The organism is Cupriavidus oxalaticus (assembly GCF_004768545.1).
In the GTDB taxonomy this organism is placed as follows: Bacteria; Pseudomonadota; Gammaproteobacteria; order Burkholderiales; family Burkholderiaceae; genus Cupriavidus; species Cupriavidus oxalaticus_A.
Genome location: NZ_CP038634.1, coordinates 1,250,916 through 1,272,529 on the forward strand (window position 1 = coordinate 1,250,916; position 21,614 = coordinate 1,272,529).

19 protein-coding genes and 2 pseudogenes are annotated in these 21,614 nt (G+C 67.3%); 7 read left to right on the plus strand and 14 right to left on the minus strand.

From position 1 onward, the window contains the following. Positions 1-35: 35 nt before the first annotated feature. The 4 genes from E0W60_RS05555 to czcI all read right to left on the minus strand — a co-directional run bounded on the left by E0W60_RS05555 (position 36) and on the right by czcI (position 6,298). A complete protein-coding gene (locus E0W60_RS05555) occupies positions 36-3,215 on the minus strand; it encodes a CusA/CzcA family heavy metal efflux RND transporter (RefSeq protein WP_135703289.1) in 3,180 nt (1,059 codons plus the stop codon). Positions 3,216-3,227: 12 nt separating this feature from the next. After that, on the minus strand, positions 3,228-4,529 hold the full coding sequence (locus E0W60_RS05560; RefSeq protein WP_135703290.1) for an efflux RND transporter periplasmic adaptor subunit: 1,302 nt from the start codon (positions 4,527-4,529) through the stop codon (positions 3,228-3,230). Positions 4,530-4,546: 17 nt separating this feature from the next. Then, positions 4,547-5,827, minus strand: coding sequence for a TolC family protein (locus E0W60_RS05565; protein ID WP_135703291.1), 1,281 nt, complete (start codon positions 5,825-5,827; stop codon positions 4,547-4,549). A 96-nt stretch (positions 5,828-5,923) separates the two neighbouring features. After that, complete coding sequence (czcI, locus tag E0W60_RS05570) at positions 5,924-6,298, minus strand: cation efflux protein, CzcI family (RefSeq protein WP_133095644.1); 375 nt, start codon at positions 6,296-6,298, stop codon at positions 5,924-5,926. A gap of 245 nt (positions 6,299-6,543) precedes the next feature. Between czcI and E0W60_RS05575 the strand changes: the two genes are divergently transcribed. Next, the gene (locus E0W60_RS05575; protein ID WP_135703292.1) at positions 6,544-6,930 is read left to right on the plus strand and encodes a hypothetical protein; all 387 of its coding nucleotides are present in this window, start codon (positions 6,544-6,546) and stop codon (positions 6,928-6,930) included. A gap of 106 nt (positions 6,931-7,036) precedes the next feature. Here E0W60_RS05575 and E0W60_RS05580 read toward each other — a convergent pair whose 3' ends face one another. From E0W60_RS05580 to E0W60_RS05595, 4 genes and pseudogenes are all read right to left on the minus strand, one after another. Further along, on the minus strand, positions 7,037-7,240 hold the full coding sequence (locus E0W60_RS05580) for a zf-HC2 domain-containing protein (RefSeq protein ID WP_133095642.1): 204 nt from the start codon (positions 7,238-7,240) through the stop codon (positions 7,037-7,039). A gap of 47 nt (positions 7,241-7,287) precedes the next feature. After that, positions 7,288-7,878, minus strand: coding sequence for a sigma-70 family RNA polymerase sigma factor (locus tag E0W60_RS05585; protein WP_135703983.1), 591 nt, complete (start codon positions 7,876-7,878; stop codon positions 7,288-7,290). Positions 7,879-7,944: 66 nt separating this feature from the next. Continuing rightward, positions 7,945-8,976: pseudogene (locus E0W60_RS05590) on the minus strand (AAA family ATPase); the annotation flags it as partial. Positions 8,977-9,024: 48 nt separating this feature from the next. After that, entirely contained in the window at positions 9,025-9,813 is a 789-nt protein-coding gene (locus E0W60_RS05595) for a class I SAM-dependent methyltransferase (protein ID WP_135703293.1), read from the minus strand. A 596-nt stretch (positions 9,814-10,409) separates the two neighbouring features. Here E0W60_RS05595 and E0W60_RS05600 point away from each other — a divergent pair. Both E0W60_RS05600 and E0W60_RS05605 read left to right on the plus strand, forming a co-directional pair. Further along, entirely contained in the window at positions 10,410-11,099 is a 690-nt protein-coding gene (locus tag E0W60_RS05600) for an ArsR/SmtB family transcription factor (RefSeq protein WP_135703294.1), read from the plus strand. A gap of 55 nt (positions 11,100-11,154) precedes the next feature. Further along, positions 11,155-11,661, plus strand: coding sequence for a DUF6630 family protein (locus E0W60_RS05605; protein WP_135703295.1), 507 nt, complete (start codon positions 11,155-11,157; stop codon positions 11,659-11,661). Between the two features lie 29 nt (positions 11,662-11,690). On the opposite strand, the pseudogene E0W60_RS05610 reads toward E0W60_RS05605, so the two are convergent. The 3 genes and pseudogenes from E0W60_RS05610 to E0W60_RS05620 all read right to left on the minus strand — a co-directional run. Continuing rightward, positions 11,691-11,816: pseudogene (locus tag E0W60_RS05610) on the minus strand (helix-turn-helix domain-containing protein); the annotation flags it as partial. Positions 11,817-11,958: 142 nt separating this feature from the next. After that, positions 11,959-13,044 (minus strand): Zn-dependent alcohol dehydrogenase, encoded by a 1,086-nt coding sequence (locus tag E0W60_RS05615; protein ID WP_135703296.1) that lies wholly within the window; start codon positions 13,042-13,044, stop codon positions 11,959-11,961. Between the two features lie 108 nt (positions 13,045-13,152). Then, entirely contained in the window at positions 13,153-14,817 is a 1,665-nt protein-coding gene (locus tag E0W60_RS05620; protein WP_135703297.1) for a phospholipase D family protein, read from the minus strand. A 371-nt stretch (positions 14,818-15,188) separates the two neighbouring features. Here E0W60_RS05620 and E0W60_RS05625 point away from each other — a divergent pair, with 371 nt between their 5' ends. Beyond that, a complete protein-coding gene (locus E0W60_RS05625) occupies positions 15,189-16,739 on the plus strand; it encodes an amino acid permease (RefSeq protein WP_135703298.1) in 1,551 nt (516 codons plus the stop codon). Here E0W60_RS05625 and E0W60_RS38305 read toward each other — a convergent pair. From E0W60_RS38305 to E0W60_RS05640, 3 genes are all read right to left on the minus strand, one after another. Then, positions 16,631-16,987 (minus strand): type II toxin-antitoxin system YafQ family toxin, encoded by a 357-nt coding sequence (locus E0W60_RS38305; RefSeq protein WP_135703299.1) that lies wholly within the window; start codon positions 16,985-16,987, stop codon positions 16,631-16,633. The two genes, E0W60_RS05625 and E0W60_RS38305, sit on opposite strands and share 109 nt — an antisense overlap. Beyond that, on the minus strand, positions 16,974-17,240 hold the full coding sequence (locus E0W60_RS05635; protein WP_133095676.1) for a type II toxin-antitoxin system RelB/DinJ family antitoxin: 267 nt from the start codon (positions 17,238-17,240) through the stop codon (positions 16,974-16,976). Before E0W60_RS05635 ends, E0W60_RS38305 begins: the two co-directional genes overlap by 14 nt. A gap of 65 nt (positions 17,241-17,305) precedes the next feature. Continuing rightward, positions 17,306-17,518: a hypothetical protein gene (locus tag E0W60_RS05640; RefSeq protein WP_135703300.1), complete on the minus strand. Its 213-nt coding sequence runs from the start codon at positions 17,516-17,518 to the stop codon at positions 17,306-17,308. Between the two features lie 707 nt (positions 17,519-18,225). On the opposite strand from E0W60_RS05640, the gene E0W60_RS05645 reads away from it, so the two are divergent. The 3 genes from E0W60_RS05645 to puuE are packed head-to-tail and all read left to right on the plus strand — an operon-like array spanning position 18,226 to position 21,560. After that, a complete protein-coding gene (locus E0W60_RS05645) occupies positions 18,226-19,758 on the plus strand; it encodes an NCS1 family nucleobase:cation symporter-1 (RefSeq protein ID WP_135703301.1) in 1,533 nt (510 codons plus the stop codon). Positions 19,759-19,803: 45 nt separating this feature from the next. After that, positions 19,804-20,538, plus strand: a complete 735-nt coding sequence (locus E0W60_RS05650) for an aspartate/glutamate racemase family protein (protein WP_029045211.1) — start codon at positions 19,804-19,806, stop codon at positions 20,536-20,538. A gap of 32 nt (positions 20,539-20,570) precedes the next feature. Continuing rightward, entirely contained in the window at positions 20,571-21,560 is a 990-nt protein-coding gene (gene puuE, locus E0W60_RS05655; RefSeq protein WP_135703302.1) for an allantoinase PuuE, read from the plus strand. The last annotated feature ends 54 nt before the right edge of the window (positions 21,561-21,614 follow it).

Genomic DNA, 21,614 nt, shown 5'->3' on the forward strand with positions numbered 1-21,614 from the left:
TGCTGCCAGTTTGCCGCCTGGGCACGGCAAACGCTTCACGGCGACGTGAAAGATGGATTGCCGGCCTGGCGGTCCGCAGTCACCGGCTCATCTTTCCTGTGCGCCAGCCGGTACAGCACCGGCAACACCAGCAGCGTCAGCGCCGTCGACGACAGGATGCCGCCGATCACCACCGTGGCCAGCGGACGCTGCACTTCGGCGCCCGTGCCGGTGGCCAGCGCCATCGGCACGAAACCCAGCGACGCCACCAGCGCGGTCATCAGCACGGGCCGCAGCCGCGTCAGCGCGCCGTCGCGGATCGCCTGGTCGAGCCCCACGCCCTCCTCGCGCAGCGAACGGATAAACGACAGCATCACCAGCCCGTTCAGCACCGCCACGCCGCACAGCGCGATAAAGCCCACCGCGGCCGAGATCGACAGCGGGATGCCGCGCAGCCACAGCGCGAGGATGCCGCCGGTCAGCGCGAACGGGATGCCGGTGAAGACCAGCAGCCCGTGCTTGACGTTGCCGAACATGGCGAACAGCAGCACGAACACCAGCCCCAGTGCCAGCGGCACCACTACGCGCAGGCGCGCCGTGGCGGACTGCAGCTGCTCGAAGGTGCCGCTCCAGCTGGTCCAGTAGCCGGCGGGGATGCGCACGCGATCGCGGATGGCGGCCTCCGCCTCGGGCACGAAGCTGCCGATATCGCGCCCGCGCACGTTGGCGCTGACCACGATGCGGCGCTTGCCGTTCTCGCGCGAGACCTGGTTGGGGCCCGGCGCGATCTCCACGGTGGCAACTTCGCTGAGCGGGATATAGCTGGTGCGCGCGCCCGCCACGGTGTCTTTCGGCAGCGCCACCGGCAGGCGCCGCAGCGCGTCCACGTCTTCGCGCACGGCATCGGGCAGGCGCACCACGATGTCGAAGCGGCGGTCGCCGCTGAAGAACGTCCCTGACACCTTGCCGCCGATGCCGATCGCCACCGCTTCCTGGATATCGCTCAGGTTGAGCCCGTAGCGCGCGGCCTTGTCGCGGTCGATATTGACGCTCAGCATCGGCAGCCCGGTGGTCTGCTCGACTTTGACCTCGGCCGCGCCCGCAATGCCCTGCAGCACCGCGGCGATGCGGTTGGCGGTATCTTCCAGCACGGCGTTGTCGTCACCGAACACCTTGACCGCGACGTCGGAGCGCACGCCCGAGATCAGCTCGTTGAAGCGCAGCTGGATCGGCTGCGAGAACTCGTAGTTGTTGCCGGGCAGCTTGCCGACCTCCGCGCGGATCGCGGCGATCAGTTCGTCGCGCGTGCGGCGCGGCGCGGGCCATTCGGACTGCGGCCTGAGCATGATGTAGCCGTCCGAGATATTCGGCGGCATCGGGTCGGAGGCAATCTCGGCGGTGCCGGTGCGCGCGAACACGCGTTCGATCTCGGGGAATTTCGCTTTCAGCGTGGTCTCGACCTGCTGCTGCATCGCCACCGATTGCGTCAGGCTGGTGCCGGGAATGCGCAGCGCCTGGATGGCGAGGTCGCCCTCGTTGAGGCTGGGCACGAACTCGCTGCCCAGGCGCGTGGCGATCGCCAGCGACAGCGCCACCGCCACGCCGGCCAGCGCCAGCACCACCGGCGTCGCCGACAGCGAGCGGTCCAGCAGCACGGCATAGCGGCGCCGCGCCCACGCCATCAGCCGGTTCTCGCGCTCGGCCACGCGATTGCCGATCGCCAGCGCTACCGCGGCGGGAACGAAGGTTACCGACAGCACCATCGCGCCCAGCAGCGCCAGCACCACCGTGATCGCCATCGGGTGGAACATCTTGCCCTCGACGCCGGTCAGCGCAAAGATCGGCAGGTACACCACCATGATGATGAGCTGGCCGTACAGCAGCGGCCGGCGTGCCTCGCGCGCGGCGCCGAAGACCTCGTGCAGGCGCTCGGTGCGCGTCAGCGCGCGGCCATGCCGTTGCTGCGCATGCGCCAGGCGCCGCACGCAGTTCTCGACGATCACCACCGCGCCATCGACGATGATGCCGAAGTCCAGCGCCCCCAGGCTCATCAGGTTGGCGCTGGTGCGCGTGTGGACCATGCCGGTAAAGGTGAACAGCATCGACAGCGGGATCACCAGCGCGGTGATCAGCGCCGCGCGCAGGTTGCCGAGGAACAGGAACAGGATGGCGATCACCAGCACGGCGCCTTCCAGCAGGTTCTTCTTCACCGTGGCGATGGCCTTGTCGACCAGCTTGGTGCGGTCGTACACGGTGATCGCCTTCACGCCGGCCGGCAGCGTGCGGTTGATCTCCGCCATCTTGCGGTCTACGGCCTGCGACACCGTGCGGCTGTTCTCGCCGATCAGCATGAAGACCGTGCCCAGCACCACCTCGCGGCCATCCTCGGTGGCGGCGCCGGTACGCAGCTCGCCGCCGGTCTGCACGCTGGCCAAATCGCGCACGCGGATCGGCTGGCCCTGCGCGGTGCCGACGATGACGTCGCGGATATCGTCGAGCGAGCGCACCTGGCCCGGCACGCGCACCAGGTATTGCTCGCCGCGCCGCTCGATGTAGCCGGCGCCGACGTTGTCGTTGTTCTTCTCCAGCGCCGTGACCACGTCGGCGAGCGACAGCCCGTACGACGCCATCCGCTCCAGGCTTGGCGCCACCACGTAGGCGCGCGCATGGCCGCCGATGGCATTGACCTCGGCCACGCCAGGCACGTTGCGCAGCTGCGCACGGATCACCCAGTCCTGGATCTCGCGCAGGTCGGGCAGCGTGTAGGGCGTGCCGTCGGGCTTGCGCGCGCCGGGCTCGGCTTCGACGGTCCACAGGTAGATCTCGCCGAGGCCGGTCGAGATCGGGCCCATCGCCGGCGTGATGCCGGGTGGAAGCTTGTCGCGCGCTTCCTGGATGCGCTGGTTGACCAGCTGCCGCGCGAAATGGATATCGGTGCCTTCGCGGAAGATCACCGTGACCTGTGACAGCCCGTAGCGCGACAGCGAGCGGGTCTGCTCCAGCCCCGGCAGGCCCGCCATCACTGTCTCGACCGGGTAGGTGATGCGCTGCTCGGTCTCCAGTGGCGAATAGCCGGGCGCGGCGGTGTTGATCTGCACCTGGACGTTGGTGATGTCAGGCACGGCGTCGATCGGCAGCCGGGTGTAGTTGTACAGGCCCAGCGCGGCCATGCCGAGCACGGCCAGCAGCACCAGCCAGCGCTGCTCGATGGCAAAGCGGATCAGGCGTTCGAACATGGCGCCTCCCGCTCAGTGCTCATGCCCGGCGCTGGCCTTGCCCAGCTCGGACTTGAGGATGAAGCTGTTGGCCGCGGCGTAGCGCGCGCCGGCCTGCAGGCCTTCGGTGATCTCGACCAGCTTGCCGCCGCTGCGGCCGGTCTTGACCGCCTGCATGGCGAACCCGCCCGGCACCGCGACGAACACGGCACTGCGGCCATCGACCTGCTGCACGGCATCGGCTTCCACCGTAACCGGCACCTGCGTCGCGGCGCCGAGCACGCTGACGGTGACGAACAGCCCGGGCCGCCACGCCATGCCCGGATTTGACAGCGTCACGCGGGCCTTGGCGGTACGGGTCTGTTCGCCGAGCAGCGCGCCGACGTAGGAGACCTTGCCCTCGGCCTGCGTCTCCGAGGCGGTGGAACGGATCCTGACGGTCTCGCCCACGCGCACCTGGTCGAGGTCGCGCGCCGAGACCACGAACTCGGCCCAGACCGAACTCAGGTCCGAGATGGTGAAGACGCTGGCGTCTTCCTTGACGGCTTCGCCCAGCGACAGGTGCTTCTCGACGATGATGCCGTCGAACGGGGCGCGCAGCGCGAACTGGTTCAGGCTGCCGCCCTTGCCGTCCACTCGATCCTTGCCGGCGCTTTCCGATGCGCCGATCGCGACCAGCTTCTGCCTGGCATTCTGCACCGCGATCTGCGCTTCTTCCAGCGCGGCGCGGGCCTGCTGGTAGTCCTGCCCGGCAGAGATCTTCTCCTGCCACAGCGTCTTTTCGCGCGCGTAGGTGGCGCGCGCCAGCGCCTCGCGCCGCTGCGCCGCGAGCAGTTCGCTGCGCTGCTCGGCGAGTGCCGTGCTGGCGATTACTGCCAGAACCTGGCCCTTGGCGACCTGCTCGCCCAGGTTGGCCGGCACCGCCTGCGCCACGCCCGCGACGCGCGGCACCACGTGCGCGGTGCGGTCGTCGTTGAAGCGGATTTCGCCGGGGAAATCGATGCTGCCGCGCAACGGCGCGGGGCCTGCCGTGGCGATACCGATGCCGGCCTGCTGCACCTGCTCCGGCGTCAGCTTGATGACATGGGGCCGGTCCGCGGCCTGCGCCGGCGCAGCGGCGGCAGCGGGGGCGTCGGCCTGCGTACTCGCCGGCTTGTCGTGCGCGTGGCCGTCGTCATGGTCGGCATGCTCGCCCTTTTCAGCGTGCTCGCCATGCTCATGCCCGGCCTCGCCCGACCCGCCGCCCTTGCCCGTGAACAGGATCGCCGCGCCGCCCAGCAGCCCCGCGACCAGAATGGCCACCACCGCGGCCCGTTGTTGCTTGCTTATTGCCATGCCTGGAGCCTTCCGTATCAGTGTCCGAGGATGCGATCGATGCTGGCGGCCGCGTCATAGGTGCGGGCCAGCACGTCCAGGTAGCGGATGCGCGCCTGGAACAGGGTGCGCTGGGCGTCCAGCACGTCGAGGAAATTGAATTTTCCGGCCTCGAACCCGCGCGAAGCGGCGGCATACGCCTGCTCCGCCGCCGGCAGCACCGAACCCTGCAGCGTCTGGGCCGCGGCGCGCGACACCGACAGCTGCGTCGACGCCTGCTGCAATTCATTGGCCAGCCGGATGCGGTTGGCGGCATGCACGTCCTGCGCGCGGTCGGCCCGGCGCAGCGCCGCGTACAGGTTGCCCTGGTTGCGGTCGAACAGCGGCAGCGGGATCGCCACGCCCAGCACGGCCATGTTGCGGTTGGCCTCGTTGTCGCGCTTGGCGCCGAGGCTGACGGTGACGTCGGGGTACTGGCGGCTGCGCGCCACCGCGGCTTCGGCGCGGCTGCGTTCGGCTAAGAGCCGGCTCGCGGCCAGCAACGGCGAATCTTCCAGCGCCGTTTCCAGCGCGGCGGGCGCGGGGCGCGACGGCAACGCGTCGAGGTCGCCCTGTGCCTGCGCGAAGCGCGGCGCGGCATTGCCCCACAGCGCGGCCAGCAACTGCCGTGCGGACTGCAGCGCGCCGGTGGCCTCGGCCAATTCCAGCTCGGCGTTGGCCTGCTCGACCTGTGCGCGCGTCGCTTCCAGCGGCGCCACCTTGCCGGCGGCGACTCGGCGCGAGGCAGCCTGCGCCGCGCGGCTGGCGATGCCGACCGAGCCCTCGGCCAGCTTGACGCGCTCCTGCGCCACCAGCACGCCGAAGAAGCGCGCGATCACCGCGGCGCGGAGTTCGGCGCGCACGCCGCCCAGCTCCGCCTGCGCCAGCTCGCGGCCGCGCTCGGCCACGCCGATGCGGGCGGCGCGCTTGCCACCGAGTTCGATCGGCACGTTGAACTGGCCGGTGGTCGAGCGCGTGGCGCGGCGCGTGTCTTCCATCGACACTGCCAGCTCGGGATTGGGGATCACGCGCGCCTGCGTCAGGTCGCCCTCGGTGGCATCCAGCTCCTTGCCGGCGGCGGACAGCGCGAAGCTGCCGGCTTCGGCCAGCGCCAGCGCGGCGTCCAGCGTCAGCGTGCCGGATGGCTCGCGTACGCCCGCGCCGTCCGCACTGGCGGCGTACGGCGAGGGTTGGATGGCGGATGGTGGCGTCTGGGCGACGCCGGCAAGCGGGCTGGTCAGTACGGCCGCCAGCCCCAGCGGCAGCAAAAGTCTTCGCATCGAATTGCACCAGGAAAGAAACCGGGAATTCGGCGAGACGCCTGAGTTCAGCGAATCAGGAAGAAGTCAGGGAAGCGGGTGGCGTCGTCTCGCCGGCTAAGCGAGACGGGGCCACTGCGGGCGGTCGGGCGCCCTGGCGCTGTGGGAGGAGAAGCCGGCCTGCCGCGGGGCCTGCGCCAGTTCAACGCGCTGGCTGGCCTGCACGCGCGGCCCGTCGGCCCGTGCGAACGGGACCGAGGCGACATGGCAGACGCCGCAGTCGGGATCGGCGATGCCCAGCTTGTCGACATCAGCGTCGGCCTTGGTTGCGGGCTGGCCGGCCTCGCCTTTCTGCTGGTGCTGGTGCTCGTGATGCCCCAGGTGCGCCTTGGCCGCCGCTGCCACCTCGTGCCGGCAATAGGCGGCCGCTCCCGCCCAGGCGAACTGGAGCGGCAGGATCAGCGCGAGGACGATGAGGAGCAGGCGTTGCATGTCGGGAATGGCAGTGAGCCGCAAGTTTAACCGAGGCCGGGCAGTGTTCACGCGGCGAGCCGATTACATTTGCGTCATGACGTAACGCGGCGCGCCAGCCGGCATCTATTTCAATTTATTTGAACGATTTGTCCATACTGCTCCCCGCTTATGCCCGACCAAGACTCCTATAGTTCGTTACATGAACGGCACGCACACACAGCAAGACGTTCTGCCAAATTCAACGAATAATACTGGAGAAAATCATGACCAAGACCGCCCGTTTCGCTTCCGCCCTGTTCCTGTCGCTGGCCGCCCTCGGCGCCGCGCACGCCGCTAGCGCAGCCGAACCGCTGCCCGGCGACAAGTATGGTTACGAGTTCCGCTCGCACGACGTCTTCACCGATGGTGCGCGCACGCTGGCCGCCGCCACGCTGCCTGGCGACAAGTACGGTTATGAGTTCCGTTCGCACGATGCCTTCACCGATGGCGCCCGCGCCGGCAAGCCCGATCCGTACGTGGACGGCGCCCGCACGGTGGCCGGCCTGGACCGCGGCGGCGTATCGGCAGCCCCGGCGCGCAGCTTCGACCCGTACAGCGAAGGCAGCCGCGTGGGTGGTTTCGATCCCTACGGCGAAGGTGCGCGTGCGTGATTGCCGCCGGTTTGCTCCCCTCTCCCACTTCGCGGGGGAGGGGAGCGTTTGCGAGAGACGTTGGCTTGCGTTCAGCACCTCGCGCACCTGATTGCGAGCAGTGGCCTCAATCCTCCCGCCCCATCCGCCGCATCGCCTCCCGCATGGTCCGCATCTGCGCGCTGAACACGGTGCAGGCTTCGCAGATCGCCAGGTGGCTGCGCATGCGCAGCCGTTCCACCCATGACAAGGGCTGGTCCAGGCCCTTCATGGTCAGGTGGTGAACCTCTTCGCAGTCCGGCAGCAGGCGGCGGGCGGGGCGGTCGGGCATGGTGGTTGCCGAGGGTTATGTGGACGAGATCGTTCGCAGGAGGCCGATCACCCCTTGCCGGTTGCGTCGCGGCGCCCGAACCAGTGCAGTTCCAGGCACGCGCGCAGCCGCATGCGGGCCCGGTACAGCATGGCCCATGCATTGGTCGCGCTGATCTGCAAGACCTGACAGATTTCTTCGGTATCCAGCTCCAGCCATTCCCGCATCATGAACAGCCGGCCCAGCCGCGGCGGCAGCCGGTCGACGCACAACTGCAGGATCTCGAAGAACTCGCGGCGCTCGAAGGCGCGCTCGGGGTCGCCCCAGTCGGAAGGCGGGTCCTGGTAGTGGCCGTTGCGCGTGAACAGCGCATCCAGCGCCTCCTGTTCGGACGGCACCTCGCCGTCCTCCGGCGCCACCAGCGCCAGCCGCACCTCGCGCCGGCCGCTGCGCAGGCTGTCGATCAGCTTGTGCTTGAGGATGCCGACCAGGTAGGTGCGCAGCGAGGACTGGCCGCCAAAGCGCTCCGGGTGCTCCAGCGCGGCCAGCAGCGTTTCCGACACGGCGTCTTCCGCCAGCCCCTCATCGCGCAGCTGCAGGCGCGCAAAGCGCAGCAGGTAGGGCCGTACAGCCTGCAGTTCGGCAGGATCGAGGCTCATGGGGCGCGTCAGCGGCGTTGGCAGATGCGCCATGATACCGCTGGCCCGCGCTTCACGGCATGCGCTTCAGTTCAGTCCCCGGAATTGCCCGCAAAGCCTGAACACGTCCTCGTTCAGCGGCACCTCCCGCGCGCGGGCATAGCGGGTGGCCAGCTTGAGCAGCTCCTTGATATCGCGCCCGCTGGCCTTCGGATAGGCCCGCAGCAGCGCCTCGACCAGCCCGTCGCCCAGCTCGGCGCCGAACTGCGCCGCCTGCAGCCGCCACAGGCGCCGCGCATCGACCTTGCCCGGCGTTTCGTAGTGGATGGTGGCGATGCAGCGCGACAGGATGGCATCGTCGACCTCGCCGATGCGGTTGGTGGTCATGAACAGCAGGCCGTTGAAGTACTCCAGCGTGCGCAGGAACTCGGCGACGATGGCGTTGTGCTCGAGGTCTTTGTCCCGGCAGCGGATACAGACGTCGGCCTCGTCCAGCAGCAGGATCGCGTTCCAGCGCATGGCGCGCTGCAGGATGCCGCCCAGGCTGGCGCCGGCCGACGCCGCCGTGGTGCCGAGCTGTCCCGAATGGACCCGGTACAGCGGCTTGCCTACGACTTCGGCATAGATCTCGGCGGTCAGCGTCTTGCCCAGTCCAGGCGCGCCCTGGCACAGGATGGTGGTGCCGCCCGACTTGCCGGCCACGAAGTCCGGCACCAGCACGTCCATGTGCGAGGTCAGGATATCGATCAGGTCGCGGTGGTGGTCGGGCAGCACCAGCTTGTCGCGCAACTCTGGCTGGTAGCGGTATTCGGTCAGGTGCTGCACATGCACCCACAGGTTGCGGTGCCATTCCAGGTGGAAGAGATGCACGTAGCCGTGCAGCGGCACCGACTCGAAGCCCGCCTCCACCCCGGCCTCGCGCCAGAACGACGCATCGCAGCTCATCTCGAAACGGCGCGCGAGCCGTTCCTCGTCATTGACGCAGCGCGCCGCCACGCCATCGGGCACGCGCGTCGGCTCGGCCGCGCCCTTGGCGTCGAGCGACCACGCCGGCCCGCTGGCGACAAACTGCGCGCCGAAGCGCTGTTGGTAGCGCACGAAGCGCCGCGCGTGGTGTTCGAGGCCGTCTCCCGTGCAATTGCCGAGACGGCTCCCGATCGACAGGACTCAGCGTCCCGGCAATCTGTACGCGATGGTGCGGATGACACCACCGCTGTCGGGAACTTCGCAGAGAATCCGCGCGGACAGCACCTTCAGATTGAACGGCGGCGCGGTCAGCACGAGCCCGCTCGGTTGCGCCCCGAACAGGCGCAGGTGCGAGCCGATCGTCTTGTCGAGATTGGGCGTGAAGTTTGCGCTTTGTGGCAGGTACTCGGTCAGGATCAGGACCTTGTACGGCCCCAGCTTCGACAGCACGGTGGCGATGCGCGCATTGTCCAGATGGTCCAGCACCTGGCGCAGGAACACGATGTCGCCAGGAGGCAGCAGGTCGGTCGTGATGTCGACGCAGCGGAAGTCGACGTCAAGATCGGCGAACCTCGTGCGGTTCGACTGGATCGCCGCGTCCACCACGTCGCAGCCGATATAGCGTCCGCACACGGCGCGCAGGCGTTTGCCGACATTGAAGTCGCCGCAGCCCATGTCGACGACGGACGGCCGCTCCGGCATTGCCGTCAGGTACGCAGTCACCGCCTCGACATAGGGTTCGACGATCTTCGGGTCGTGGGAACTGCTGCCGCTATAGAACCCCGACTGGTCCTCGGCCACGCCCCAGGCGCCGGTTTCGTACACATGGGTGAAGATTTCGCCCAGCGACTTGCCTTCGTACAATGAGCTTTCCCTGCGTATCACACCGTCGCGGCGGAATTTCAGCAGCCACGCCGGCATGAATGGCTTCAAGCGTTGCTTGAATCGTTGCGCCAGCACGGAACCTGTGGGAGTGGCTGCCGTAGTCATATTGTCTCCTGTCTAGGGCCTGCTTCGGATGTTTCAGACTAGTAACAAGCATGAGCCGCTTCATCCCAAAGATTGATGACGTTTGTGCGGAAAGCCTCAGAACACGCGGCTAATCTCGGAGCAGAGTAAGCGCTGCGCCAGCACCGCCTTGACGTGAGCCCAAGTTCGGCCATTCTCGGCCGCTGATGGTGCGCTCCCACCTGGCGTAGAGTGGCTTGACCTCGAAGGAGCGACCATCGCGCCGCACTTAGGCTGCCATCGCTCTAACGGCGACTACTCACCTTGAAAAGGATTAAGCCTGCCCGCTCCTAGAAACCCTCACGATTGTCCAATCTTCGCCACCAGAGACAACTTGCCATTCAAGACACATCTGCTTTCCGCTGCAGGAAGGCACTATGAGCAAAGTCCTTGAATCCATCGTCGACGCAATCGGCAACACTCCGCTGGTCCGCCTGGATCGCCTAACCCTGTCCACAGATTTGTGGGAGTGATCGACCGGCGCAGGACTACGTGCGCGCGATGAAGCTATCTCGCACGTAATGGCCCCCGAGTTCGGCCATATACTCCGCCTTGCACCCTTCACCCGGAGCCGAACCATGGATTACACCCCCGGTATCAGCCAGCTGGCCGGCCTGCTCGCCGACCCCGGCCGCGCCGCCATGCTATGGGCGCTGATGGATGGCAGCGCGCGGCCCGCGGGCGAGCTGGCGCTGATCGCCGGCCTGTCGGCGTCGTCCACCAGCGGGCACCTGGCGCGGTTGACCGAGGGCGGGATGCTGGCGGTGGAGACGCGCGGGCGCAACCGGTATTACCGGCTGGCGGCGCCGGAGATTGGCGTGGCGATCGAGGCGCTGGCGTCGGCGTCGCTGGCCAGCCGGCCGCCGCGGCTGCGCGACGTGCCCGTGTCGCGCACCGCGCCGCCGGCGCTGCGGCAGGCGCGTACCTGCTACGACCACCTGGCCGGCGAACTGGCGGTGGGGTTGTTCGAGCGGATGACGCATAGCGGCTGGCTGGTGCTGGACGCGCAGCGCGTGGAGCTGAGCGGCGACGGCGCGCAGGCGCTGGCGGGACTGGGCATCGACATTGCTGCAGCGCGGCGCAAGCGGCGCCAGTTCGCCTGCACCTGCCCGGACTGGAGCGAGCGCAAACCCCACCTCGGCGGTGCGCTGGGCGCGGCGCTGCTGGGCAGCCTGCTGGAGCGCGGCTGGGTCGAGACTACGCGCACTTCGCGCGCGTTGCGCGTGACACCGGCGGGCCAACGCGAGATCATGCGCATCGCGGCATAGGTCGCGGCACTAATCGCGGCATGACCAAGCCGCACGGCACCACAGGAGATCCCGCATGGCCACACCACTGGACGACGACACGCAGGACGCGATCGCGCGTTTCTTCGCCCTGATCAACCTCGACGACAGCGCGCAGACGGCGGCGCAGCTGTCGATGTTCGAAGACGCGCTGCTTGACGCCGAGGACGACGACACCGACGGCGGCGAGCTGCTGTGGGTGGTGCGCGAAGTCATCGACTGGCAATCCGGCTTCTTTGTCGACTGGAAGGACTGCCAGTCCTTTATCGGCTGCCTGAACCAGCTGTGCGAGCGCATCGACCTGGAAATCGACTGGGGCACGGACGAGCCCGAGGAAGAGTCGTTCCTGGAAAGCACCAGCGTGCCCGAGCTGATGGAGCTGGCGCACAACCAGTTGCGCGTGGCCGGCTATACGCTGTGGAACTGGGATACCGGCGGCGACGCCTACGCCGGCTGGATCACGCGTAGCGAGGATGATGAAGAGATGCTGGACCTGGCCGAGCAGTTGCGCTTCGAGGTCCGGCCCGCGAACCAGCCCTACTGAGCCATCCACGGCGAACGCTGCGGCTGGCCCAACCGCGCCACGGCGGCGCTGGCGGAGGCTTTGGGCACTTGCGCGAGTTCGGCGCCTTGTGTGAAGCCGCCGCCTTCCACCACGCGGCAGAAGATTTCCCAGTCTTTCCAGTCGATGGTCTTCATGCGGGGGGAAGCTGGGATAGGGTTGGGGGCGGCTGCGGTGGGAGAGCGGCATTGTCCCACAGTGTGGACAATGGCACCGGTCGATGCAAGCAGCGCTCGGCAGCGGTCCCGCGCAACCCTGAGGCGATCGCTTACTTAACTCTTACTCGAACAGGATCACCGATCGCGCCAGTTCGCCCCGGCGCAGTTCGTCAAAGGCATCGTTGATGCGCTCCAGCGGCAGGCGCTGCGCGATCAGCTGGTCCAGGTGCAGCCGGCCGGCCATGTAGAAATCGACCATGCGCGGCATGTCGACCGGGAAGCGGTTCGAGCCCATCAGCGAGCCCTGGATGCGCTTCTCACCGAGGAAGTCGCTGCCCTTCAGTTCGATCTTGACGCCCGGCGCGATCATGCCGATCACGGTGGCGGTGCCGCCGCGGCGCAGCATGGCAAAGGCCTGCTCGGTGGTCTGCTTCAGGCCGATGGCCTCGAAGGCGTGATGCACGCCGCCGCCGGTCAGCCCGCGCACGGCGTCGAGCACGTCGGCATTGCCGGCATCGATCACGTCGGTGGCGCCGAACTTGCGCGCCAGTTCCAGCTTGGCCGGCACCCGGTCGATCGCGATGATGCGGCCGGCGCCGGCAATCGCGGCACTGTTGACCGTGGCCAGGCCGATGCCGCCGCAGCCGATCACGGCCACGCTCTCGCCCGGCTGCACCCTGGCGGTATGGATGACCGCGCCCATGCCCGTGGTGACGGCGCAGCCGATCAGCGCGGCGCGGTCCAGCGGCATGTCGCGGCGGATCGCCACCAGCGCGTGCTCGTGGATCAGCATCTGCTCGGCAAAGGCCGACAGGTTCAGGAACTGGTTCATGGGTCCGCCCTGCCGCGCCATAAGCCGCGGCTCCTCGCCCTCGCGGCGGCGGGTGTCGGGCTCGATGCACAGCGACAGGTGCCCCGTCAGGCAATGCTCGCAATGGCCGCAGTACGCCGACAGGCAGGTGATGACGTGGTCGCCGGGCCTGACCGTGCGCACCTCGGCGCCAACCTGCTCGACCACGCCGGCGGCCTCGTGCCCCAGGATGGCCGGCATCGGGTAGGGATAGGCGCCGTCCAGGAAATGCAGGTCAGAGTGGCACACGCCCACGGCAGCGGTGCGCACCAGCACTTCGCGCGGGCCGGGCTTGCCGATGGCAACATCTTCGATCACGAGCGGGGTCTTGGGTTGATGCAGGACGGCGGCTTTCATAACGCTCCTTTGCGGCGGGCGTGCCGGGACGGCACGGTGCAATGAAGCGAAAAACCATAACCGCAAACGATGGTTCAGGAAAGGCGCGTCGGCGCCGTGCAGCGATGTTTACAACTCTTTCTTGATCGGGAGCACACGCAGTACACCGATGCCCAGATGCTGCAGTGCGCCCATGCCGGGCTCGCTGTCGTAGGTGGTGAGCTGACTGTTCTCGCGCGTGGTCCACGTCAGCCGCGCGTTGTTGCCGTCGGCATCGGTGCGCACGCCGACGCGGTAGGCCATGTCGAGCAGGCCGTCCTCGGTGGTCTTGATCATGCGCTCGGCCAGCGCCGGGCTGTCGAGCACGATGCCCATCTCGGTGTTCAATTTGGCCGAGCGCGGATCCATGTTGAGGGAGCCGATGAACACCAGGCGCCGGTCGACGATGTAGTTCTTGGCGTGCAGGCTGGCGCGGCTGGACGACAGCCAGGAGCGCGAGCGCGAACCCTTGGCGGCCTTGCCGCGCTGCGCCAGCTCGGCATAGGCGCTGGGCTTGAGTTCGTACAGCTCGATGCCGGCGGCCACCAGTGCCTCGCGGTGCGGGGCATAGCCCGCGTGCACGGCGCTGACGTCGGTGGCCGAGAAGGAATTGGTCAGGATGCGCACGCGGATGCCACGCTTTGCGATCGCGATCAGCCAGGCTTCGCCGTCATCGTCGGGGACGAAGTATGGGGAGATCAGCAGGACTTCCTTCTGCGCGCCGCTGATCATCTTCTCCAGCCGGGCGGTGGCATGGCCGGGATCGTCATGGGTCTGGTGGGTGATCTTGGCGGCCTTGTCGGAGACCACCGTAGCCTTGCCGGTGTAGGCCGGCATGCGGCCGCTTTCGATGCCCTTGGCCAGGCCCGAGTCGAGCAGTTCCTGCACGTACTGGCTGGCCTTGGCCTGGTCGCCGCGCGCCTCGAGGCGCTTGCGCAGGTTGCGCATTTCCACTGGCGCCTCCTTGCCCTCGGGGATCAGCGCCACCACCGGGTAGGAAGACTCGTCATTCCAGTATTCGTCAAAGACCGCGGATACCTGCGGCACGGCCGGGCCGGCGATCAGCACGTCGAGGTCGCTGAAATCCATGTCGGTGCGCGCGGAGAAGTAGGCATCGCCGATATTGCGCCCGCCCACCACCGACATCTGGTTGTCCACCGTCATCGACTTGTTATGCATGCGCCGGTCCAGCCGGCTGAAGTCCGCCAGCATTTCCAGCCAGCGCAGGCTGCGGTTGGCGAACGGGTTGAACAGGCGCACTTCGATATTGGGATGCGAATCGACCGCCGACAGGACCTTGTCTACCTCGCCGCCGGTGCGCAGGTCGTCGAGCAGCATGCGCACGCGCACGCCGCGGTCGGCAGCGTCGATGATATCGCCCAGCACCGCGGCGCCGGTACCGGTCGGCTCGAGGATGTAGGTCTGCAGGTCAAGGCTGCGCTGCGCCGCGCGGGCCAGCGCCAGGCGCGCAGCCAGCGCATCGGGGCCTGACGAGAGCGGGTAGAACAGCGACTCGCCCGGGCGCTGCGCCAGGCGCGGGGCCAGCGCCTTGCCCAGCGGCGTGTCCGCGGCAGTGGCGGTGGCGGCCGGCGCGCTGGACGGCGGGCGCTGGGCCGATGCCGGCAGGCTTGCGCAACCGGTCAGCCCCATGGCCAGCGCCAGCGTCAGCGTGATCGCCAGCGGCAGCGCTGCCAGCGGTTGCGGCCGCTGGCGGCAGGTATCGGACGGATAGTGGCAGAAGAAAGTCTGGAACATCCATGGAGCTCCCTGCGCCGGAAAGGCGCCGGGCCGGGACGCGCGATGCAGTCAACTCCATACAGACCGCATGTGGCGTGCCAGGCCCCGCTATCACGACAATACACCGCGGCAACAGGTGACGGCAGCGGTGCCATTCCTTTCCAGGCGGGGTCGTTGTCCTACATGGCTTGTGCGCTGCGGCATGACTTGCGTTGGGTGGCGTCAAGTTTGCGGCTTTTCCTGCACTGCGTTTTCTCTTATGATCCCGCCGCGTAGCCAGTTGTATATACCGGCCGGTAGGCCGCCCCGGCGGAACCTCCGGCCGCGTTGCCTCCGCGGCCGATCCCCGGCATAGTTGCGCGCTTTTGCGCGTCCCGACCCAAGTCCCGATGTCCAGCCAACCTTCCACTTCCGGCGCGCCAGCGCCAACGCTGCGCCGCACGCTGCGCGCCCGCCATCTCACCATGATCGCCATCGGCGGCTCGATCGGCACCGGACTGTTCGTGGCGTCGGGCGCCACCATCGCGCAGGCCGGGCCCGGCGGCGCGCTGGCCGCCTACATCCTGATCGGCGCGATGGTGTATTTCCTGATGACCAGCCTGGGCGAACTGGCCGCGTACATGCCGGTATCGGGATCGTTCGCCACCTACGGCGCGCGCTATGTCGACGAAGGCTTCGGCTTCGCGCTGGGGTGGAACTACTGGTACAACTGGGCGGTGACCATCGCGGTGGAACTGGCCGCGGCGCAGCTGGTGATGCTGTACTGGTTCCCCGACACGCCAGGCGTGCTGTGGAGTGCGCTGTTCCTCGGGCTGATGTTCGCGCTCAATGCCATCTCGGTGCGCGGCTTCGGCGAGGCCGAGTACTGGTGCGCGCTGGTCAAGGTGGTGACGGTGATCGCCTTCATCGGCATCGGCACGCTGATGATCTTCGGCATCATGCGCGGCGACATGCCGGCCACGGACGGCCTGGCCAACCTGACCCTTGGCGATGCGCCCTTCGTCGGCGGGCTGCCGGCGCTGATCGGCGTGGCCATGATTGCCGGCTTCTCATTCCAGGGCACCGAGCTGATCGGCGTGGCCGCCGGCGAATCGGCCGACCCGGCGAAGAACATCCCGCGCGCGGTGCGGCAGGTGTTCTGGCGCATCCTGCTGTTCTATGTGCTGGCGATCCTGATCATCGGCATCCTGATCCCCTACACCGACCCCAGCCTGCTCAAGAGCGACGTGCAGACCCCGGGCGTGAGCCCGTTCACGCTGGTGTTCCGCCATGCGGGCCTGGCCTTTGCCGCCGGCGTGATGAACGCGGTGATCCTGACCGCGGTGCTGTCGGCCGGCAATTCCGGCATGTACGCCTCGACCCGGATGCTGTACAACCTCGCCACCGAGGGGCGCGCGCCGCGCATCTTCGCGCGGCTGACGCGCAACGGCGTGCCGCTGGTGGCGCTGCTGGCGACCACCGCGGTGGGCGCGCTGTGCTTCCTCACCTCGCTGTTCGAAAGCAAGTCCGTGTACCTGTGGCTGCTGAACCTGTCGGGCATGACCGGCTTCATCGCGTGGCTGGGCATCGCGGTCAGCCACTACCGCTTCCGCAAGGGCTTCGTCGCGCAGGGCCATGACCTGTCGCGCCTGCCCTACCGTTCGCCATTCTTTCCCTACGGACCGATCTTCGCCTTCGCACTGTGCCTGATCGTCACGCTGGGCCAGAACTACCAGGCCTTCACCAGCGGCAGGATCGACTGGGTCGGCGTGGCCGCCACCTATATCGGCATCCCGATCTTCCTCGCGATCTGGGCGGGCTACCGCATCGTGCGCAAGACCCGCTTCGTGCGCTATGCCGAGATGGAATTCCCCGCGCTGCCGGCCGGCGCCAATGGCGTGGCTACGCGCGCCGCGGTTCCGGTTCCGGTTCCGGTTCCGGTTCCGGTTCCGGGAGAATAGGGGCCAGTCCCGCGGATGGCACTGTGCCGCCCGTCCCCGGGCGGCCGCACGCTATGCTTGAGGCAGGCGCGCGGCGCGCCGACCAGGCCGTGGTCGCGGCATCGTGCAGGCAAGGCCTCGTCGCGCGCCAGCAATTCGATGGTGGCGGAAAGTTCGTTTTTCTGGCCCTGCAACGCCGACCGGTAAGGGCCTTTCAATTCGCGTTTGTAGTCTCGTCTGAACTGGCTCGTCAGTTCATTCATCCTCATCGTTGAGATCCGCCATCAACGCCGCCACGGACCCGAATTTGCGCAGGCCGCCGGCCCGCGCTTCTTTCAGCGCGGCAATGGTTGCAGGGTTCGGAGTTATCAGCCCCGAAGGCAAAGCCTGCTCCAGCGCGATGCGGGTCAACAGCATGCGGACGGCGTCGGAAACGGTCAAACCCATTGCTTCCAGCACGGCCGCGGCCTCTTCCTTGATTTGCTGATCGATCCGGGCACGAACGAAAGTCGAGGCGGACATGGCAGGCTCCTGCGGACAATAACGAAGTGGACGAGCAACTACTTGTTGGGCGGCCGCGAGGCAGGCTACATGCCGTTGTCGCCTTCGACCTTGCCTACCGATATCTTGATCCCGCCTGCGATGGCGGTGCGCAAGCCGTGGACGGCATACGTCTGCTCAGCATCGCCCTTCAGGTTGCGCACCCAGAGTTGCGCGAACAGACCATCCTTGCGTGAATAGCCGCCGAACCAGTCGATCAGGCGCCCGATAAAGCATTGGCGGCCAACCCAGACTGGCATATCCCTCACGATTTCATAGGCGTAGTGGCCCGCGCCGTAGCTTTAGTAGGCATCGCGGTCGTCGTCCTTGACCGTGTCGGGGACGGGGCACAAGGGCTTGTCCTGCGGCGGGCCTACATCGCGAGCGACTTCGCTGCTCACTTGAGCAAGCGCTCTCGTCATGGCCGCATGCAAGGCGCTGTCCAGCCTCGTCACCGTACCCTTCGCCTCGTCCTTCTGAACCTTGGGGACGGATAACCGGTAGCGGTAGTGCTGGGCACTTCGCCAACGACAAACTGCCATTGCCCGAGGCTGGCTAGATGCCGTGCTGCCGCAACTGGCCGCCAGGTTCAACGGCGCGCAGGTGATCGGGTCGGGATCTTACCTTGCCATGCACTGCGCCCGATCCAATAGGGCGGCCGCGGCTTCCCCTGCCACGTGTCTTTTATCTGCGGCAAGGCGCCCCTCGCCGGGACGGCATTCATGTGCCCTGTTCCGCATATTGCAGCTTCCCTCTGCCTACCCGCCAGCATGTCTACCCGCCTCGCTCTTTCGGGAAAACGAATGTTGACAATCACCAAACCGTGATCTACAACATCGTCTACACACCAAACAGATTTTGTAGACAATTTAGTAGACAGCACAGCAAGCAATCCCATGGCGCACGAAAGAGCCAGACAGCCGCACGTTCGCCTATCGTCAAGACAACCATCTGCCAGGAGACTCAGATGATGCAAACGACCGTAACGCCAGATGCGACCGCCGGCGCGCAGCAGGCGGGGCATGCCGCACACGGCAATGCCCTGATCAAGCCCACCTACGACGAGCGGCTGACCAACGAGGACCTGGCGCCGCTGCGCAAGCAGACCTGGGGCACCTACAACATCTTTGCCTTCTGGATGTCCGACGTGCACAGCGTGGGCGGCTACATCACCGCCGGCAGCCTGTTCGCGCTTGGGCTGACCAGCTGGCAGGTGCTGGTATCGCTGCTGGTCGGGATCGTGATCGTGCAGTTTTTCTGCAACCTGGTGGCCAAGCCCAGCCAGGTGACCGGTACGCCCTACCCGGTGATCTGCCGGGCCTCGTTCGGCGTGCTCGGCGCGAATATCCCGGCCATCATCCGCGGACTGATCGCGGTGGCGTGGTACGGCATCCAGACCTACCTTGCGTCCAGCGCCTTCCTGGTGCTGGCGCTGCACTTCTTCCCATCGCTGGCGCCATATGCCGACGTCAAGCTGCACGGCCTCGCCGGGCTGTCGACGCTGGGCTGGGCTGCGTTCATGGTGCTGTGGGTGCTGCAGGCGCTGGTCTTCTGGACCGGCATGGAGACCATCCGCAAGTTCATCGACTGGGCCGGCCCGGCGGTGTACGTGGTAATGATCGCGCTGGCGATCTGGCTGGTGAACAAGGCCGGCTGGGAAAACGTCAACTTCACGCTGAGCTTCGTCAAGTACACCGGCTGGGAAGCGGTGCCGGTGATGCTGAGCGCGATCGCACTGGTGGTGTCGTATTTCTCCGGCCCGATGCTGAACTTCGGCGACTTCTCGCGCTATGCCAAGGATTTCAAGTCGGTCAAGCGCGGCAACTTCTGGGGCCTGCCGGTCAACTTCCTGGGCTTCTCGCTGCTGACCGTGATCACCACCTCGGCTACGCTGCCGGTGTTCGGCAAGCTGATCACCGACCCGGTTGAGACGGTGAGCCATATCGACAGCACCTTCGCCATGCTGCTGGGCGCCTTCACCTTCATGACCGCGACCATCGGCATCAACATCGTCGCCAACTTCGTATCGCCGGCGTTCGATTTCTCCAATGTGTCGCCCAAGCACATCAGCTGGCGCACGGGCGGCATGATCGCCGCGGTGGCCTCGATCTTCATCACGCCCTGGAACCTGTACAACAACCCGGCCGTGATCCACTACACGCTGGATGTGCTGGGCGCCTTCATCGGCCCGCTGTTCGGCATCCTGATCGCCGACTACTACCTGGTGCGGCGCCAGCACGTGGAAGTCGATGACCTGTACACGCTGAACCCGCGCGGCCGCTACTGGTACCGCAACGGCTTCAACCCGGCGGCGGTGGCCACCATGATCCCCGCGGCCATCATCCCGATCCTGTGCGTGGTGGTGCCGGCCTGGCAGGCTGCGGCCAACTACAGCTGGTTCATCGGCATGGGCATCGCGCTGGTGCTGTACCGCCAGCTGGCACCGCGCATGATGCCGGGCCACCTGGCCGCGCCCGCCGCTGCCTCCAGCCAGGCTTGAAACGACATCACTCCTTCGACAGCATCCATCCCAGAGCCGCGTCCCATGAAGCTGAAGATCATCAACCCCAATACCACCGAAAGCATGACCGAGAAGATCGGCCAGTGCGCCCGCGCCGTGGCCGAGCAGGGCACGCGCATCAGCGCGGTCAGCCCGCGCATGGGCCCGGCCTCGATCGAGAGCCACTATGACGAGGCGCTGTCGGTGCCCGGCATCCTCGACGAGATCCTTGCCGGCGAACAGGAAGGCGTGGACGGCTACGTCATCGCCTGCTTCGGCGACCCCGGCCTGTACGCGGCGCGCGAGGTGGCGCGCGGCCCGGTGATCGGCATCGCCGAGGCGGCGATGCACATGGCCAGCATGGTCGGCAGCAGCTTCAGCGTGGTGACCACACTGGCGCGCACCTGCAATATCGCCTGGCACCTGGCCGAGCGCTATGGCATGAAGCGCTTCTGCAGCAACGTGCGCGCCTGCGACCTGCCGGTGCTCGACCTGGAGCGCCCCGGCTCGGACGCGCGCCGCATCATCACCGAGGCCTGCCGCCGCGCGCTGGTGGAAGACCGCAGCGAATGCATCGTGCTCGGCTGCGCCGGCATGACCGACCTGTGCGACGAAATCGCCGACGCCATCGGCGCGCCGGTGATCGACGGCGTGACGTGCGCGGTCAAGCTGGCCGAGGCGATGGTCTCGGTGCGGCTGGCCACCAGCAAGCGCGGCGACTGGGCGCGGCCGCTGCCCAAGGCGTATGCCGGCATGCTGGCGCCGTATGCGCTGAACTGACGTTTCCAGAACCTCTTACCTTATCGCGCAACATGCTCCAGACACGTTATCCCCGCGACCTGACCGGCTACGGTGCCCAGCCTCCCCACGCGCGCTGGCCGGGCGGCGCGCGCATCGCCGTGCAGTTCGTCCTCAACTACGAAGAAGGCGGCGAGAACTGCGTGCTGCACGGCGACGCCGCCTCCGAGCAGTTCCTCTCCGAGATCGTCGGCGCCGCAGCCTATCCCGACCGCCACATGAGCATGGAGGGCATCTATGAATACGGCTCGCGCGCGGGCGTCTGGCGCATCCTGCGAGAGTTCGAGAAGCGCGGCCTGCCGCTGACCATCTTCGGGGTGTCGATGGCGCTGCAGCGCCATCCGGAGCTGACGCGAGCGTTCGTCGAGCTGGGCCACGAGATCGCCTGCCACGGCTGGCGCTGGATCCACTACCAGAACATCGACGAGGCCACCGAGCGCGAGCACATGCGCATCGGCATGCAGATCATCAAGGAGCTGACCGGCGAGCTGCCGCTTGGCTGGTACACCGGGCGCGACAGCCCCAACACGCGCCGGCTGGTGGTCGAGCACGGCGGCTTGCTGTACGACTCCGACTACTACGGCGACGACCTGCCCTTCTGGACCGAGGTGGAAGTCACCGGCGGCGAGAAGAAGCCGCACCTGGTGGTGCCGTACACGCTGGACTCGAACGACATGCGCTTTGCCACGCCGCAAGGTTTCAACACCGGCGAGCAGTTCTTCCAGTACCTGAAGGATTCGTTCGACGTCCTCTACGAGGAAGGCGATCCCGCAGGACAGGACAGCCCCAAGATGCTGTCGATCGGCATGCACTGCCGGCTGCTCGGCCGCCCCGGCCGCTTCCGCGCGCTGCAGCGCTTCCTCGACTATGTGCAGGGCCATGACAAGGTGTGGATCTGCCGCCGTGTCGACATCGCGCGGCACTGGGCGCAGGCGCATCCGTTCCGCCCCGCGACGGCTGGCGCTGCCGTTGCCAACCCGGTGAAGGAAGCCGCGACGGCCTGACCAGGAACGTCCGCGTCGCCATATTTGTGTACGATATAGCCGTGTTTCGTCGCC